Genomic DNA, 16,966 nt, shown 5'->3' on the forward strand with positions numbered 1-16,966 from the left:
ATCCGTTGACGTCAGGGCATGAAGTACGCATCTTTGTATAAGACAGCTTACTTCCTATGCGGAAAGCGATGCAATGATGGAATTCCTCACTACTTAAGAGACCAACATCAGGTCTACGGGGCAGAGCCGGCAGACCTAACTCAGCTTCGCAATCACACGTTCGTACACATCAGTGTACTCCTGCGCGATGCGGTCCCACGACGAATCTTTGACCATGCTGTTGAGAACAAGTTTATTCCAGTCTTCGGTGTGATGTATGAACATTCCAACTGCTCTCCAGACTGTATCAAGAAACAGGTCTGCATCGTACTCACGGAAGACAAACCCCGTCGCTGTTCCATTGTCGAGAGTGTGACGTTGAACATCGACAACAGAGTCCGTCAGTCCACCGACGGCATGCACGATTGGCGGAGTCCCATAGATCTGGCTGTATTGCTGATTCAGGCCACACGGCTCGAAGCTGCTCGGCATTAAGAAAGCGTCTGAGCCGGCCTCAATGCGGTGTGCGAGTCCTTCCTGGAAACCAATATAGACAGCAACCTTTTCCGGATAGTTTTTCTGAAGCTCTAAAAGAATTTCTTCGTAACGGGGGTCTCCCGCTCCAAGAAAGACGAATTGAACATTGGCGTTCAGAATTTGAGTTGCCTTTTTTGTGATGAGGTCGAGCCCTTTCTGGTCCGTCAATCGGGAGACAAGTCCGAGGACCATCGCTTCAGGGTTCTCTGGCAAGCCCATTTCTCGCTGTAAGGCTGCTTTGCACTCAGCCTTCCCTTCCTTGTAGTTCTGGAAGTTGTACTGCATGGCGATATGAGGATCGGACTCGGGGTTCCAGATCGACATGTCGACTCCGTTCAGAATGCCGATATAATCTTCCCCGCGATTTTCGAGAACGGGATCGAGCCCATAGCCAAATTCTGGAAGGCAGGTCTCTTTGGCGTATGTCGGGCTGACAGTCGTCACCATATCTGCCATGGAGATGCCACCTTTCAGCAAGTTCAAATTTCCGAAATATTCGAACTGCTCCCAGTTGAAGTATCTGGAGTTCAGGCCGGTATTGAGCATTTGTAAACTTGGAAACTCTCCATGAAAGGCCATGTTGTGAATGGTGTAGACCGTCCCAATGTTTCCGAGTTCGCCCTGATGTTCCCGTTCTTGCAGGATGAGCCCCGGCACGAGGCCGGTTTGCCAATCATTGGCGTGAATAATGTCAGGTCTAAAGAAATGCCTGGCAGTTTCCACGGCAGCCCGGCTGAAGAAGAGGAAACGTTCGGCGTTGTCCCCATAGTCTTGACCATTTTCGAGATAGATTCCGTCTCGATCAAAGAAATGCGGACGATCGATCAAAAAGACCCGCACATCACTGTCGGGGATTTTTGTCTCGTAAATGTCCGCCGAGAGTGTTGTGTGCAACATCTCGAACTCAACTTGACCGATGATTTCACCACGGTCTGATTCTGGGATGTGTCGGCGATAACACGGCAGAACAAGTACAACTTCATGTTCACTTGCAACGAGGGCTTTAGATAGTCCAGTCGCCACATCAGCGAGCCCTCCGGTTTTCGCAAACGGAACTGCTTCCGATGTGACCATCATAATCCGCATTCTGGACTCCAAATTTGACAAATCAAAACAACAACAGCCGGTCATCCAAGATCACACGCTTTGCAAAGTTAGCTGATGTTCTGCACAAACCAAATCGAAACCTTTGAAATTCGACAATTTGGATTTATTGAGAAGCGAGAAGCCCCATCTCGGAGCTTGTTGAATTGATATCCTGGCTTCATCAAGTTGTAATGAAACCTCACTGAGGCATCACCAAAAGAAAATCGAGGCGTTGACGATGAAAACTACAGCGAGTGTTGAGATTGACCGCCCGATTGAAGATGTTTTTGACCTCACGAATAATCATGTCGCTGAGTGGAGCGAAGTTGTTATTGAGGATCAAATCATTGAAGAAACCCCAGATGTTGTCGGTTCCACATTTCGGTCGATCACCGAAAATCAGGGGCAGCAGATGGCCTTTGAAGGGATTGTTACGCAGTATGAATATCCAAACTTAAACGCGGTTCAACTTGTCGGTCAATTTTTTGACATAGATGCCGCATATTTCTTCGAGCGGATCACCTCTCACAAAACCAAAGTGACTCAGGTCTCCGAGGTCAGACCCAAAGGAGGGTTGAAGATCATCTTTCTCCTGTTTGGGGGGTTTATGAAGGGTGCGAGTTGCAAAGCGGCTGAGAAAGAACTGAACAATCTAAAAGTCTTTTGCGAGCAACAGGGAAGCCCCACTTCGTAATGCATTTCCAGCTACGAACCGTTTCTCGTTAACCGCAGTTCAAGGAAGCACGACGTTGCGGAATTGTCTTCTTTATTCGTTCGGCTTCGCGATGAATCGATAGCCGGTCCCGCGGACCGAAAGCAAATGGTGCGGGTTGCTCTGGTCATCTTCAATGTACTTGCGAAGGCGCATCACAAAGTTGTCGATGGTGCGTGAAGTCACTTCCGCCCCCTGCTCCCAAACGTCTTTGAGAATTTTTGTTCGCGAAAGAACATCACCTTCGTTTTCGATGAAGTATCGTAGCAGCTGCATTTCCATTGTTGTCAGCTGATGTTTCTCTCCATCTTTAACGACTTCAAAGGTCTTGAAGTTGATTTGGATGTTGCCGATTTGAAACTCTTCAATTTCGGTTGCGTGTTTCGGTGGAGGCTCAATGCGTGGCCGTTTGAGGAGATTCCGGACTCGGCTGAGGAGTTCAGGCAAATTGAACGGCTTGGCGATGTACTGGTCAGTTCCGCAATCGAAGGCGTGCGATTTGTCTTCGCTGAGCGTCCGGGCACTGAGGACGATGATGGGAATGTTCTGGTCCCGTTCACGAATGGCGCGGCAGATTTCGTAGCCGCTCATTCCCGGAAGCATGAGGTCGAGAATGATGAGATCGACGTCATGAGAGTTCTCTTCGAAGTAGGAAAGCGTTGACGGACCATCACCGAGCACGACAGTTTCGTAACCTTCGGCGTCCATGTTGAAACGCAGGCCTTCGGCAATAGCCTCTTCGTCTTCAACGATCAGGATTCGTTTAGTTTTGCTTGACATCGATGAAAATCGCCCCTGAATCGAATTGTGAGTTCGATTGTCATTTTGCAGCGAATCAGACAATACAGTAAAGAATAATTTTCTTCAGCAGTTCAGTCTACATGAAATACAAGTCTAGAGCAGTTTGCTGTGCCGTTTGCCCGTGAAGAACGCATTTCTCTATTAAAAATGCTGTTCGCCTCGAGGCAGAAACTGCAAACCAATTCGAAAGATGCTCCAGCAGCACACTCGGAAGTCTGCTGCTGGAACACTTTTGCGTTTCTTGTGCCTGTGGAGAGTGCTTTTTATGTGGGAAATCGCACATGTCCACGAGGCAGACTGCGGACCTCGTCGATCGAAATGACTCTGGAAAGAGACTCTCTGACTACTTCCAGGGGGGCTGCTCTGGCAAGTATTTGTCGAACTCTGCGATCAACTTCGCCTGATAGTCACCAGCGTAAGTTCCCGAGAAGAAGCGGTCGCAGGCTTCTTCCAGAAAGCGAGTCCAACTTTCTTCCTCGTGACCGGGATTGATGGGGTAGAAGAGTGCTCCGACAGCCTGAGCGGCATTCATGTCTCCGGGAGCATCTCCGATCATGAGCATCTTTTCCGGAGCGTAGCCCATCTCTTTGCAGGTCGTCAGGGATTCTTTTTTACTCCCCGATTCTTGTCCACAAATGGACTTCACGTATTGATCGATATCATGTTCAGCCCACTCCTTCTGAAGGGCTCCGTTCGGTGTCGCTGAACAGACAATCAAGTCTGCTTTTTCGCCCATCTTCTGGAGAGCTTCGCGCACACCCGGGAATGGTGGGACGCCATGTACCATTTCGTTGACGGTGTCATCAACTGCCTTCGACCAGGCGTAGGCCTGCTTCAGATCAGGATCACCTGTTTTCTCTGCCTCTGGTCCGATCGTTTTCGTACCGAGTTTCGATTCGCGGGCGACCCAATCGCGAACACCTTGAAGTTGTGGCAATTTTGCATTGCGTCGCTGAACTTCTGGGCGTTCTGCAAGCAAATCCAGAGCCAGCAGGTACGCAGGGAACCGGTTGGCTCCGCGAGTTTTGGAGTACAAGTTGGTGAATTCTGCTGCTTCGCGAGCGTATTTCGAGATCGGCTGAAGATTGAAATGGTTGATGAAGTTTGGAATAAAACATTCCTTGTGCTTGATCTCCATTGAGTCAAACGCACAGCCATCCGAGTCGATTCCGATAAGAAAATCACGCTCTTTTTTGAAATTTGCAAGTCCCAGTTCAGACACCTTGCTCGCTCCGCTAGAAGTTTCAGATACGGTGACATCGCATTGATGCCAAATTGTTCGCAATTGGTAGGATATTGTAAGTCCGTTCGGCTTCCAAGTGAGTTGTCGCAGTTGCTACACATCAAGAATGTCCTGTCTGACGGCTGATTTCTCGTACTGGAGAGCGAATTGATGATTTGCATTGATTCAACAGTTCTCAGACAATGCGTTTTTGCCGGAAACTTAATGTGTTCGGCCAGAGCCAAGCCAATATCGGTCTCAACCTTTGGTTTCAACGTTCTGCTTTGTGGTGAGCTGTCTTTGAAGTCGTGAGTGCGATTTTCACCGACCCAACCAACATTGAAGTGCTTTAAACATTCTTGGATGGAATTTGACTGTGACCTTCGACACTGCAATCTTCGACGAACTTCTGAACAAACTTTCTGCCAATGCACTCGATGTTGATGCCCAACAATCATGGCCGAAGGAGCAATTTCAATGGCTGGCTGAAGCTGGTGTTCTGAAGTGGTTCATCCCGGAAGAGTTTGGTGGGAAAGAACTCACGCAAGTAGAACTGACTGAAGGGTACGAAAAACTCGCGGCTGCCTGTTTAAGTACCTGTTTTGCCTTCACACAGCGAAACGGAGCCTGTCAAAGAATTGCCGGGTCAAAGAACGAAGAACTCAAAGCAGATTTGCTGCCCCGTCTGGCAACCGGCGAACTTTTCGCGACTGTCGGAATTTCGCATTTGACGACTTCTCGTCAGCACATCGCAAAGCCGGCAGTTGAAGCTGAAGAGCAGAGTGATTCCTTCGTTCTCAATGGCATGATCCCCTGGGTGACAGGAGCCACTGCAGCAGACATCGTCGTGACCGGTGGAACTTGCAGCGACGGCAAACAGGTTCTACTTGCGATGCCCACTGCCTCTGCAGGAGTTTCAATCCAACCCAAAGCTGAACTCATGGCGCTCACCTCCACTGAGACAACTTCCATTCGACTGGAAAATGTTTCTGTTCCGAAGCGATCTTTGCTCGCGGGGCCGATTGAAAAAGTGATGAACAAAGGCAAAGGGGGAGGAGCCGGTTCGCTGACAACGTCGATACTCGCATTGGGGCTATCCGCTCGTTCACTGGGACTCCTCGAAGATGAAGCGAGTCGGCGAGACGATCTCATTGGAAAGGCGGACTCCTTCAAACACGAAGTCGACGTGCTGCGTTCAGAGATCCACACAGCCAGTCTCGGTAAGACATTCGGCGATGAAGGTTTGTCACCGACAGCGATTCGTCAACAGGCGAACTCTCTTGCATTGCGAATTACACAAACTGTCCTGGCTGTCACCAAAGGGGCCGGATTCATGGTGGGGCACCCAGCAGAACTGGCTGTTCGTGAAGCGATGTTTTTCCTCGTTTGGTCCTGTCCGCAACCAGTCGTTGAAGGCGTACTGAACGAACTCTCCTGCCGAGACACTTTTTAAGCATTCCCTACTGCTGCTGCTGCTGCTGCTGTGTACTCGTGAAGCTCGCTTTCACAACATTAGAAACTGCTCGCCACGAACCGGTAAGCAATGCCAATCAGTGTGGGCTGGTCGCTGGAAGATTCCGTCAAACGGTCTCTGCATTTAATTTGTGATTGCAGTCCGTTGGGGGATTTACGGTATTTCATTAGAGCTTATCCTGGAACTTGAATTCGCTCTCTCAGAACGTTGAGAAAAGCGGCTATTTCAGAGGTTTTCGGACTGGTTTTAGTGAAAATGTTTCTCGGGGAGGCAAAATTCGCCTGATTAAAAGATTTGTTGATATCGACAGAGACTTATGTTGCAAGTTGCTGATTTGTAAGCGATGATGACATTCCCGCCCGCCTACCTGCCAGTCCTGCCTCGATTGATTTCAAATGTCTCCAAGAAGCTATCACCTGTTGGCCCTGTTCCTGTTCGGAGTGCTCCCGGTTTCTGCTCGTGGAGACGATGCCAAGCTGACACCGGAACAGGTGAAATTCTTTGAAACAAAAATCCGCCCTGTCCTTGTCGAACATTGCTACGAATGCCATTCGGTGGAAAGTGATGAACCGGGAGGGAATTTACTGCTTGATACAAAAGCGGGCATGTTCAAAGGGGGCTTAACCGGTCCCGTTCACATCGCGGGTGATCCGGAAAAGAGCTTGCTGATTAAAGCTCTGAGGTACGATGAAATCGAAATGCCACCAGATCAGCCACTCTCTGAAGCGGTTGTGAATGATTTCGTCAAATGGGTCAAACAAGGGGCGTTCGATCCACGTTCCGTGAAAGCAGATTCAGCATCAGCTCCAACGAAAGAGTATGGTCGAGAGTCACTCTGGTCTTTTCTTCCACGGACAACGCCTGAACTCCCATATGTGGAAAATGAAGCATGGGGACGGGATCCGGTCGATCGGTTCGTGCTTCAGAAAATTGAGCGGAACAATCTCATCCCGACTCAAGACGCCGATCCACGCACATTGATTCGGCGGTTGTACAGCGACCTGATTGGACTTGCTCCAACCTTTGACGAGGTCGAAGAGTTCGCGGCATTGCATGCGAAAAATAAAATCGAAGCGACCGAACAACTCGTTGACCGCTTATTGGAGAGCCCGCAATTCGGGGTTCGTTGGGGACGGCATTGGCTGGACGTCGCTCGCTATGGAGAGTCCAACGGTGATGACGGACTCGGACGCAATGCAACATTTCCACACGCCTGGAGATATCGCGACTACGTCATCGATGCTTTCAATCAGGATGTCCCGTTCGATCGTTTTGTGACCGAGCAAATCGCAGGCGATCTGCTTCCCGCGCAGACCGCAGAGCAACGAAATCGGCAACTCATCGCTACCGGTTTTCTGGCGATCGGTTCCAAACCAGCAGTCGCAATGAACAAAAATTTTGCGATGGACGTCGTTGACGATCAGATCAATGTCGTCAGCACTGCGATCATGGGGCTCAGCGTTGCCTGCGCTCGTTGTCACGATCATAAACATGATCCGATCCCGACGCGCGATTACTATTCGATGGCTGGCATCTTTACGAGTTCACAAACTTTGTACGGAGCTGCCGGAAATCAGGGGCTGACGGCTCCCCCGACACCACTGCATGAACTGGTTTCAGTTTGGGATCCAAGCAGTAAGTCTGATTTTAAAACTTCGCCTCAGTTCCCCGAAACATACTCAGCGAAAATTGATGAACTCCAACCAGAGTTACATCTCTCTTTCCAGCAGAAGCCGGAAATTCTCAACATTGAGGGAAAAACAGCAGAGTTTACCGGGAAAGATTTTGCCAAACTCAAAGAGGCTGCAATTCGGGGGGAGTTGCCAGAACCAGAGACGGAAGAATCAGAAGCGGACGTCTCAAAGACGGACTACGCGGTCTCCTTTTGGTTCAAAAACAATATCAAGAATACCGAACGTCCAATCACCGCATATCTCTTTTCGCGAGGCAAATGGAAAGAGAGCAATCTCGCTGGGGACCATTTGGGGATTGGTGGAAAGCACGATTCCAAACGAACAGGAAAACTTTTCGTCTTTAATGGGAAGCAGAAGAAAGTTTCAATTGCGGGCTCTACTGTCATCTCGCCCGGAACCTGGAATCATGTGGTTCTCATTCGAAGACGGGATCAGATACAACTCTTTCTGAACGGGGCTGCGAAACCGGAAATCGACGCGAAGATCCCATCGACAATTGGAGAGTCTCGCGAGTTTGCACTGGCGACCCGTACCGACAACATGTTTCCGTTAGATGGAAATCTGGCGGAGTTCTCAATTTATTCCAGAGCACTCGATGCTTCAGAGGCCCACTCTTTGTTTGCGGCCTCCGGGCAGCCTCAACGCCCCACCACATTGGGCTTGGCGATGGGAGTTCGCGAAAAGGAAAAACCGCAAGACTGCAAAATTCATATCGGTGGAGAAACCTCCAAACTTGGTGAGGTTGTTCCACGAGGATTTTTGACGGCGTATCAACAAGATTTCGTCAACGCAAATCATGGCGACTTCTCGGCAGCAAGTGACATTCCAGCGGAGGCAAGTGGACGACTGGAATTAGCGAAGTGGCTGACAAGTCCGGACCATCCACAAACTGCCCGAGTTTTTGTGAATCGAGTTTGGAGCCACCTGTTCGGACATGGTTTGGTCGCGACAGTTGACGACTTCGGAGTTTACGGGGCACGCCCATCTCACCCGGAATTGTTGGACTACCTCGCCAATCGTTTTGTTGCAGAAGGATGGTCAGTCAAGAAATTGATCCGAGAACTCGTACTCAGTCGCACATATCAACAAGATAGCCAGTGTGTTGAATTGCTTGCGAAGATTGATCCTGGAAATACATTTTTTGCACGCTACTCGCGGCGTCGGCTTGATGCGGAGTCGATCCGTGATCGGATGCTTCAAGCCAGTGGGAAGCTCGATCTCACACCACAAGCTGGGTCTGCTATTGATCAGATCGATACACTCATCAACTGGCCTCCCGGAGCAGCGACAAACCTGCATCAAAAAACCGACCACCGCAGCATCTATTTGTGCATGCTCCGGCATTCTCCACCACCTGAACTGGCAGCCTTCGATCTGCCAGATGGAATCAAAGTGACCGGTCGTCGAGATGAAACTGTCTTGCCGACCCAAACTCTGTACTTATTGAATAATTCGTTTGTGATCGAACAATCATACGCACTTGCGGAGTATTCATTGAATGATCAAAACCTGCAAGATGCTGATCGGGTGGCGTTTCTGTTTCGCCGGATTCTTCAGCGGAATCCGACCGATTTCGAAATCGAGCAAGCATTGCGTTTGATCGGGTCGATAAAGAAAGAATCCGATCCACAGCAGAAACAACTCACCGAGGTGTGGGCGACCTTATGTCAGGGGTTATTCGCCACGAATGAATTTCGGTATGTCGACTGAAAGCGGTTTTCAACCAGGTTGCCAGCGAGAGAGGATTCTCCGGCTAGTTGTTGAAAATTTGGAATCGAGAGTTCACGAGATTGAGCAAAGCGAGATTGAAATGTTTAGATCAAGAAGAAGCATGCTGAAGTCCGCCTCGTGCGGATTTGGATACTTAGCTTTCCAATCACTGTTTCAACAGCAACTTCTGGCGGAGAGCAGTTCGCTGGTCGCCAAGGCCCCCTCACTCCCCGCACGAGCCAAGCGGGTGATCTTTCTTTGCATGAGCGGCGGCCCTGCTCAGCTGGATATGTTTGATTACAAACCGCAAGTTGGAAAGAAGAAGCATCCCGGTTCGGTCTACAAATTTCAGCAACATGGGGAGTCGGGACTCTGGGCTTCAGAGCTCGTTCCTGAGATGGCAAGACATGTGGATAAGCTCTGCATGATCAACGGAATGTACGCCGACACTGGCAATCATGCGCAGTCGTTCTTGCAACTTCACACAGGTGAAAAGTTGCGCAAGCGTCCCAGCATGGGGTCTTGGATCAACTACGGACTTGGGACGGAGAATCAGAACCTGCCCGGATTCATCAGTCTCAATGCTGCGAAACCCTCTGTCTATTCGAGCGTGTTCCTTCCGCCGATCTTTGAAGGAACTCCGATTGGCGTGAACGGTGAAGATATGTCGCAGGCGATGATCAATGATATTTCCAGCGATCACCTCTCTCCCATAAAGAAGCGAAAACAACTCGATTTTGTACAAGCGATGAATCGTCAGCATCTGGCGCAGCGGCCGGATGATACTCAGCTGGATGGTGTGATTGAGTCGATGGAGCTCGCATTTCGGATGCAAATGACCGCTCCTGAAATTCTTGATCTCAGTTCAGAAACTCAGGAAACGATTCAGCGCTATCGCGTCGGGGAAAAGCTCTCCGTTGGAACCTGCCGACCAACAGATTTTGGCCGGCAATGTCTCCTTGCCAGAAGATTCGCTGAAGCCGGAGTCCGGTTCATCGAAGTCAATCACGGAAGTTGGGATCAGCATAAAAATCACCGCCGAGATCTGGAGGCAAACTGCAAAACGACTGATGCTCCGATTGCTGCCCTGCTGGATGATTTAGAAATCCGTGGGATGCTCGACGACACGCTTGTCGTCTGGGGTGGGGAATTTGGTCGTCCTGGACTGACACCGGAAAACGGAAAAGATGAGACCGGCCACAACTACCGGGGATTCACATTCTGGATGGCTGGTGGAGGAACCAGGCAAGGATACGTCCATGGGAAGACGGACGAGACCGGAGCTCGATCCGTTGAAGGGAAAGTACATTTCCGGGATTTGCACGCCACGATTCTACATCTTCTGGGATTGCCACATGAGCATTTGGCATACTTCCACGAAGGGCGAAACCATCGCTTGACCGGACCTGAAGAAGCGAAGGTTGTAAAAGAGCTGATCGCGTAATCTGATGTCTTTCCAGTCAGCGAGCCGTGAGTCTTAAGTGATGAGTGGTTCAATGACTTCGCCCGCCACATCGGTCAAACGATAATCGCGGCCTTGGAATCGGTGAGTTAATCTCAAGTGGTCCAAGCCAAACCGGTTGAGCATTGTCGCGTGCAGGTCATTCGCATGCACCGGGTTCTCTGCGACACCCCATCCGAGTTCATCGGATTTTCCGTAAACCTGCCCTCCTCGGAATCCACCCCCTGCTAAAAACATGCTGTATGAAAACGGATGATGATCGCGTCCGCTCACGTTGTTTGTATTGCCCCCTCGGTTCTCTCCCAGTGGTGTCCGCCCGAATTCACTCCCCCAGACGACCATTGTGGAGTCGAGGAGTCCACGCTGTTTGAGGTCTTTGATCAATGCAGCGATCGGCTGATCTGCCATGGTGGCATTGAAGTCCAGTTCTGGATCAAGATTTGAGTGATGATCCCAGGAGGCATGCACAATGTTAATACAACGAACACCCCGTTCCACCATCCGGCGGGCAAGCAGGCAGTTTCGGGCGAATGTCCCAAACGTGTCACTGCCATAAGAACCTCGCCCACCCTTGCCCGGAGTTTTTCGGTTGACTCCGTATTCGTCGAGTGTTTGCTCTGTTTCGCTGGATAGATCAATCAACTCCGGAGCAGCTGTTTGCATTCGGAAGGCGAGTTCGTAACTCGAAATTCGACTGGCAATTTCTGGATCGTGAATGGTTTGATAACGTTTCTGGTTCAGGTCATTGAGCGCATCAAGTCCACGACGTTGCAGTTCCATGGAAATCCCTTTCGGGTTCTCCAGGTTGAGGACTGGTTCTCCCTGCGGACGAAACAGGACTCCTTCGTAAACACTCGGGAGGAAACCGCTTTGCCAGAGTGTTGCTCCCCCTGATGAACCTCGCCCGGCTGTCAGAACAACATAACCGGGTAAGTTTTCGGATTCACTTCCAAGTCCATAAGTCAGCCAGGACCCCATGACTGGTAAGCCAAACTCAGCCCGACCGCATTGCATTAGCAATTGCCCAGGGTGATGGTTGAACTGTTCGGAGTACATCGAACGAATCAGGCAAATGTCGTCAGCGACGCCTCCAATGTGCGGGAGCAGATCGGAGAGTTCCATCCCGCATTCACCATGCTTTTTCCAGGTTCGGTTCATCGGTCCCATCAAGCGAGCAGTATCAGGCTTGAGGAATGCGAATCGAACGCCTTCGTAGATCGATTTGGGTAACGGTTGACCGTTCTGTTTGACGAGTTCCGGCTTCCGGTCAAACAGATCGAGCTGTGAAGGACCACCTGCCATAAAAATGAAGATGCACGCTTTGGCTGGCCCTTCGAAGTGCGGTTTCTTCGCTGCCAGTGGAGAGGAGAACTCTGGTTCAGCAGCAGCGAGAGTTGCAGGCCCTAACAGGCCGTCTTGTGCCAGCATCGACCCGAGACCGATTGCACCGATGCCTGATGCTGACGAGAGCAGGAAATCCCTACGGGTTCGGGAGACGATTTGCTGTTGAAGATTGGCAACTTCTGAAGGTCTCATTTCTGTTCACCTGAGTTTGCGAAACGTGCGATATCAGCGCTGAGACCGCGACGTCGTTTCTAGAACACTTTCGTGTTTCTTGTGTCCGCGAATCGAGCGTCTTGTCAGGTGATTGGCTGTGTGCCACGAGACAGGACTGCTACATCTTTATCAAAACCGCTCTAGTCAATCATTCATCGAGCAACTGCTGCTCACGAACCGGTGTTCACCTACTCATGATTCTCTACGACTGATCATCAGCCCAATATCTTATCAATTCGATGTCCATGCACATCTGTCAGCCGGAATGGGCGACCCTGGTATGTGAATGTCAGTCGTTCATGATCGATGCCGAGCAGGTGTAATATCGTAGCCTGAACATCGTGAACATGCACGGGATCTTCAACGACTGAGAAGCCGAGTTCGTCGGTTTTTCCAACAATGGCCCCCTGTTTGATCCCTCCCCCCGCAAACCACATCGTGAAGGCTTGAGGATGGTGGTCACGACCGTTTGTCCGACCCAGAGCGGCGCTCGCTTCGACCATCGGCGTTCGACCAAATTCCCCGCCCCAGACGACGAGCGTATCTTCTAACAGCCCTCGTTGCTTCAAGTCCTGGATGAGTGCTGCTGCTGGTTGATCCGTCATCCCGGCGAGCCGTTTGACTCCCCCTTCCACATTCGAGTGGTGATCCCAGCCAGATTGGTAAACCTGAATGAAGCGAACTCCACGCTCAGCGAGTCGGCGAGCAAGTAAACAGTTACGGGCGAATTCGTTCGGTTTCTTCTCGTCAATTCCATACAGATTCAGCGTCTCTTCTGTTTCTTTTGAGAAGTCCATTAACTCGGGGGCAGCGGACTGCATTCTCCAAGCCATTTCATAGGCACTGATGCGTGTCTGAATTTCGGGGTCGCCGACTTTTTGAAACTGCTTCTGGTTGAGTTTTTCGATCAAATCGAGAGAGGCTCGTTGTGCTTGGTCATCGATACCGGCGGGATTCGAAACGTGAAGAATGGGGTCTCCCTGACTCCGAAATGGAACACCTTGATGAGAAGAGGGCAAGAATCCGGGGCTCCACATTGAGGCTCCCCCGCTGAGGTTTCCGCCACTTTTGAGGACGACAAAAGCTGGCAAGTCTTTCGATTCGTTTCCAATTCCGTAGCTCAGCCATGCTCCAATGGCAGGACGTCCTGGAATCGGGCTACCGGTGTTTAAGAAGAGTTGAGCGGGGGAATGGTTAAACTGCTCGGTATGAACTGAGCGAACCATCGCAATCTCATCGACAACTTTCGACAGATGCGGCAGGACCTCTGAGAGCTCAGCGCCGCTGCTTCCATGTTTTTGAAACTTGAACCGGGGTGCCAGGATGGCTGCGTTCGATTGAATGAATGCGTATCGCTGTCCTTTGATGACCTCGGGGGGAATCGGTTTACCTTCGAGTTCAACCAGTTTTGGTTTGTAATCAAACAGTTCCAATTGGCTGGGAGCTCCCGCCATGAAGAGGTAGATCACGCGTTTGGCTTTTGCGGGATATCGATACGTTCCAGCACTCGCAGCGTTTAATGTGTTCGCTACGGCAGTCCCCTGCCCCGTAGCCTGTTGTGCGAGCAATGAACTGAGTGCAATCTTTCCCAGCCCGACTCCACAATCGGAGAAGAATTGTCGGCGTGTTTGCGAGACGAGGTGTTGATTGATCATGGCTTTGTCACCGTTTCATCGAGATTCAGAATCACGCGTGCGGTCATCATCCAGGCAGCCAACTCGGGAGTTGCCGTCTTAAGTTGAGTCCACTGTTTTGGGTCGAGTGCTCCGCTTTCAAATCTCTCTTTCTGTTCTTTTTTAAATGTCACCAGTGCGGTCACTTCCTCGTCGGTTGGCGGTCGAGTCAGAATCCTGAGAAACATCTCCGAGACAATTTCTCGATCGTTTTTAGGCTCGGACAATTCTTCTTGCGCGATTGCTCGAGCTGCATCGAGAAACATCTCGTCGTTGAGCAAAGTCAATGCTTGAAGCGGGGTGTTGCTGCGGTCTCGACGGACGATGCAATTTTCGCCAGTCGGAGCATCGAAAACTGTGAAGGCTGCGAAAGGAGCGGTTCGCTTCGAGAAAGTGTACAGCGACCGGCGATAGCGGTCTTCACCTTTGGAAACAGGCCATTTGGGACTTCCGTAAGCTGCTGCGTAGACTGTTGCAGGTTGTGGCGGATAAACACTTGGGCCGCCCAGTTTCAGCGAGAGAAGTCCACTGCTTTGTAACGCGAGATCACGAATCATCTCGGCGTTCATCCGAAATCGTGCTCCTCGGCCGAGCAGCAGGTTCTCAGGATCTTTCTTTAACTGATCGGCAGAAATTGTTGACCGCTGACGATACGTTGCGCTCGTCACAATGAGTCGATGAAGTCGCTTTCTCGACCAGTTCAGGCCGTTGGCGCCTTTGTCGGTGAATTGAACAGCCAACCAGTCGAGCAATTGAGGATGTGTCGGATAGCTGGACTGCGTCCCGAAATCTTCGCTTGTGCGGACAAGACCACGGCCAAAAATTTCCTGCCAGTAACGATTCACGGTGACTCGTCCCACCAGCGGGTTCTCTTCGCTGACCAACCATCGGGCAAACTCGAGACGATTGCGTGGAGGAGATTTGGACGAGCTGAGAATCGCTGGCAGGTTTGGCTCGACAACTTCTTTCGGGGTCAGGTATTCGCCGCGATGATGACGGTGGGTGATGCGCGGATTGTCCTCAGGGCGTTCCCGTAGAATCATCGTGGTCGGGTAGCTGGCAAGTTGATTTTGCAGTTTGGTGATCGGCTTGCGCGCCTCAGCCAGTTCGGGAGTTTCTTCGAGGAAGAGATCGAGAAGTGTTGCCTTCAATTCTTCGTGAGGTTCGCCATTCAGTTTCGCGAGCGAATCAATGACATCAATCGGCAGCCGCACCGCCTTCGCAATACCAGGCTCAGTGGAAACCGAAAAGCGAAACCGTCCCAAGCTCGCTGCGAAGTGACGCTCGAAGATCATTTGCAATTCGAGCAGGTGTTGAGGCTGCACAGGCTCTTGAAAGTTCAGGACCAGATGATGCGGTTGCCCTTCTTCTGTGGAGGTTGACCACCCTGTTGAGCCATCGCCATCGAACACGTTGGCTGCCTCGGCAGTTCCGTTTCCGATACTGATTTTTCCAAAAGTGTGCGACGCCTCATGGAAGCTGATCGATTGTTCGCCCGATTTTGCAGTGACCTCACTGAGGAAGAAGTCACCTTTGCGACCTTCGTAGTACGCGCGTCCCGGTCCCTGTGCAGGAAGGCGTTCATCTGGGAGCACTTCGAGACGAATGGCCTTGATCGGTTGTGTGAAGCTTGCGAGGTCGAATTTCAAGTCGAAGACATCTCGCTTGGTGATATCGCCGGTCGAGAGGATTGAGCCGTCTTCGAGTAGTTCCAGTCGTGGAAGATTCGTTGTCATCCTGGCTGGTGTGATGACTTGCCAATGGCGCGCGAGTTCTTTTCTGGACTTTAACCACGCAGCGAATTTAGTTTCGAGATTCCGTTTTCTGCGCTCCTCTTCGCTCCCCTCCCCTTCTGCGGGGGGAAATTTCGAAGCCAGTTCAGATTTCAGTTGTGTGATTTGGTCAAGTGTTTTCTTTCTGGCCTCCTCGATGGCATCGTCGTGAACGAACAGGTCTGGCTCATCCGCATTGTTAAGGAGAGCCATCATCGCGAAATATTCGGTATGCGTAATCGGGTCGTACTTGTGGGTATGACACTGTGCGCATCCAATCGTCATTCCCATCCAAACTGTTCCCGTTGTCGCAACGCGGTCGACCATCGAATAGAACCGGTATTCGAGCGGATCGATTCCCCCCTCTTCGTTAATCATGGTGTTGCGATGAAAACCGGTTGCTATCAGTTGGTCCGTCGTCGCGTCGGGAAGCATGTCTCCTGCGAGTTGCTCAATCGTGAACTGGTCGAAAGGCATGTCATTGTTAATCGCATTGATGACCCAATCACGAAAGGGCCAGATCGAGCGGGGGCGATCTTTTTCATAGCCGTTCGTATCGGCATAGCGAGCCAGGTCGAGCCAGTGACGCGCCCAGCGTTCGCCGTACTGGGGTGATGCCAGCAGTTCGTCGACGAGTTTTTCGTAGGCCTGTGGATCAGAACTGTTGACGAACTTATCGAGTTGTTCGATGGTCGGAGGGAGTCCAGTTAAATCGAGATAGAGACGTCGTGCGAGACTGTTTCGATCTGCCTCGGGGGACGGGGCGAGATTCTCTTTTTCCAGCTTTGCCAGGATGAAGAGATCAATCGGATTTCGCGACCAGTCGGCTTGTGAAACCATCGGAAGTTTCGGCAAGGTCGGTTCAACAAACGCCCAGTGCTGTTTGTACTGCGCTCCTTGCTGAATCCACTTTTTGATCGCTTGAATCTCCTCAGGCGTCAGTTGCAATCCTGAATCGGCGGGTGGCATGCGATCATCATCAGACTCACTACTGATCCGGGCGAACAGCTCACTTTGCGAATGGTTCCCCGGAGTGATTGCCTTGTAGCCTCCACGATCTTCAGTCGCCCCCCGAAAAGTGTCCAGCCGCAAATCAGCTTCTCGAGCCGCTTCGTCTGGGCCGTGGCACTTGTAGCATTTCTGAGAGAGTATTGGCCGAATCTCTTTTTGGAAATCGACCGTAGTCTCATCCGCAACGACGATCGAGACGGAAAGACAAAAGAGAAGCTGGAATGTGATTAACAGGCGGGGCATATTCGGCAGATTCTAAAAGGTGGGTTATCAAAA

Annotated in this window: 10 protein-coding genes; 4 read left to right on the forward strand and 6 right to left on the reverse strand. The window is 50.9% G+C overall.

Going from position 1 to position 16,966, the window contains the following annotated elements:
- Positions 1 to 135: 135 nt before the first annotated feature.
- On the reverse strand, positions 136 to 1,602 hold the full coding sequence (glgA, locus tag ACN0YR_RS10705; RefSeq protein ID WP_417849208.1) for a glycogen synthase GlgA: 1,467 nt from the start codon (positions 1,600 to 1,602) through the stop codon (positions 136 to 138).
- A 238-nt stretch (positions 1,603 to 1,840) separates the two neighbouring features.
- Here glgA and ACN0YR_RS10710 point away from each other — a divergent pair, with 238 nt between their 5' ends.
- Positions 1,841 to 2,296 carry a hypothetical protein gene (locus ACN0YR_RS10710; protein ID WP_417849209.1) on the forward strand — a complete coding sequence of 152 codons (456 nt, stop codon included), beginning with the start codon at positions 1,841 to 1,843 and terminating at the stop codon, positions 2,294 to 2,296.
- Between the two features lie 72 nt (positions 2,297 to 2,368).
- Here the strand turns inward: ACN0YR_RS10710 and ACN0YR_RS10715 are convergent, their stop codons facing one another.
- Complete coding sequence (locus ACN0YR_RS10715; RefSeq protein WP_417849210.1) at positions 2,369 to 3,094, reverse strand: response regulator transcription factor; 726 nt, start codon at positions 3,092 to 3,094, stop codon at positions 2,369 to 2,371.
- A gap of 364 nt (positions 3,095 to 3,458) precedes the next feature.
- Positions 3,459 to 4,337 carry an HAD family hydrolase gene (locus tag ACN0YR_RS10720; protein WP_417849211.1) on the reverse strand — a complete coding sequence of 293 codons (879 nt, stop codon included), beginning with the start codon at positions 4,335 to 4,337 and terminating at the stop codon, positions 3,459 to 3,461.
- Positions 4,338 to 4,713: 376 nt separating this feature from the next.
- Here ACN0YR_RS10720 and ACN0YR_RS10725 point away from each other — a divergent pair, with 376 nt between their 5' ends.
- The 3 genes from ACN0YR_RS10725 (at position 4,714) to ACN0YR_RS10735 (ending at position 10,659) form a co-directional block, all read left to right on the forward strand.
- On the forward strand, positions 4,714 to 5,790 hold the full coding sequence (locus tag ACN0YR_RS10725; RefSeq protein ID WP_417849212.1) for an acyl-CoA dehydrogenase family protein: 1,077 nt from the start codon (positions 4,714 to 4,716) through the stop codon (positions 5,788 to 5,790).
- Positions 5,791 to 6,206: 416 nt separating this feature from the next.
- Positions 6,207 to 9,215 (forward strand): DUF1553 domain-containing protein, encoded by a 3,009-nt coding sequence (locus ACN0YR_RS10730; RefSeq protein ID WP_417849213.1) that lies wholly within the window; start codon positions 6,207 to 6,209, stop codon positions 9,213 to 9,215.
- A 121-nt stretch (positions 9,216 to 9,336) separates the two neighbouring features.
- Complete coding sequence (locus ACN0YR_RS10735; RefSeq protein ID WP_417849214.1) at positions 9,337 to 10,659, forward strand: DUF1501 domain-containing protein; 1,323 nt, start codon at positions 9,337 to 9,339, stop codon at positions 10,657 to 10,659.
- Between the two features lie 33 nt (positions 10,660 to 10,692).
- Here ACN0YR_RS10735 and ACN0YR_RS10740 read toward each other — a convergent pair whose 3' ends face one another.
- The 3 genes from ACN0YR_RS10740 to ACN0YR_RS10750 form a co-directional block, all read right to left on the reverse strand.
- Positions 10,693 to 12,213 carry a DUF1501 domain-containing protein gene (locus ACN0YR_RS10740; protein WP_417849215.1) on the reverse strand — a complete coding sequence of 507 codons (1,521 nt, stop codon included), beginning with the start codon at positions 12,211 to 12,213 and terminating at the stop codon, positions 10,693 to 10,695.
- A 236-nt stretch (positions 12,214 to 12,449) separates the two neighbouring features.
- A complete protein-coding gene (locus tag ACN0YR_RS10745; RefSeq protein WP_417849216.1) occupies positions 12,450 to 13,889 on the reverse strand; it encodes a DUF1501 domain-containing protein in 1,440 nt (479 codons plus the stop codon).
- Positions 13,886 to 16,933, reverse strand: coding sequence for a PSD1 and planctomycete cytochrome C domain-containing protein (locus ACN0YR_RS10750; RefSeq protein WP_417849217.1), 3,048 nt, complete (start codon positions 16,931 to 16,933; stop codon positions 13,886 to 13,888). The genes ACN0YR_RS10745 and ACN0YR_RS10750 overlap by 4 nt, the downstream gene beginning before the upstream one ends.
- Positions 16,934 to 16,966: the final 33 nt, after the last annotated feature.

Source organism: Thalassoglobus sp. (assembly GCF_048270125.1).
Lineage (GTDB): Bacteria > Planctomycetota > Planctomycetia > Planctomycetales > Planctomycetaceae > Thalassoglobus.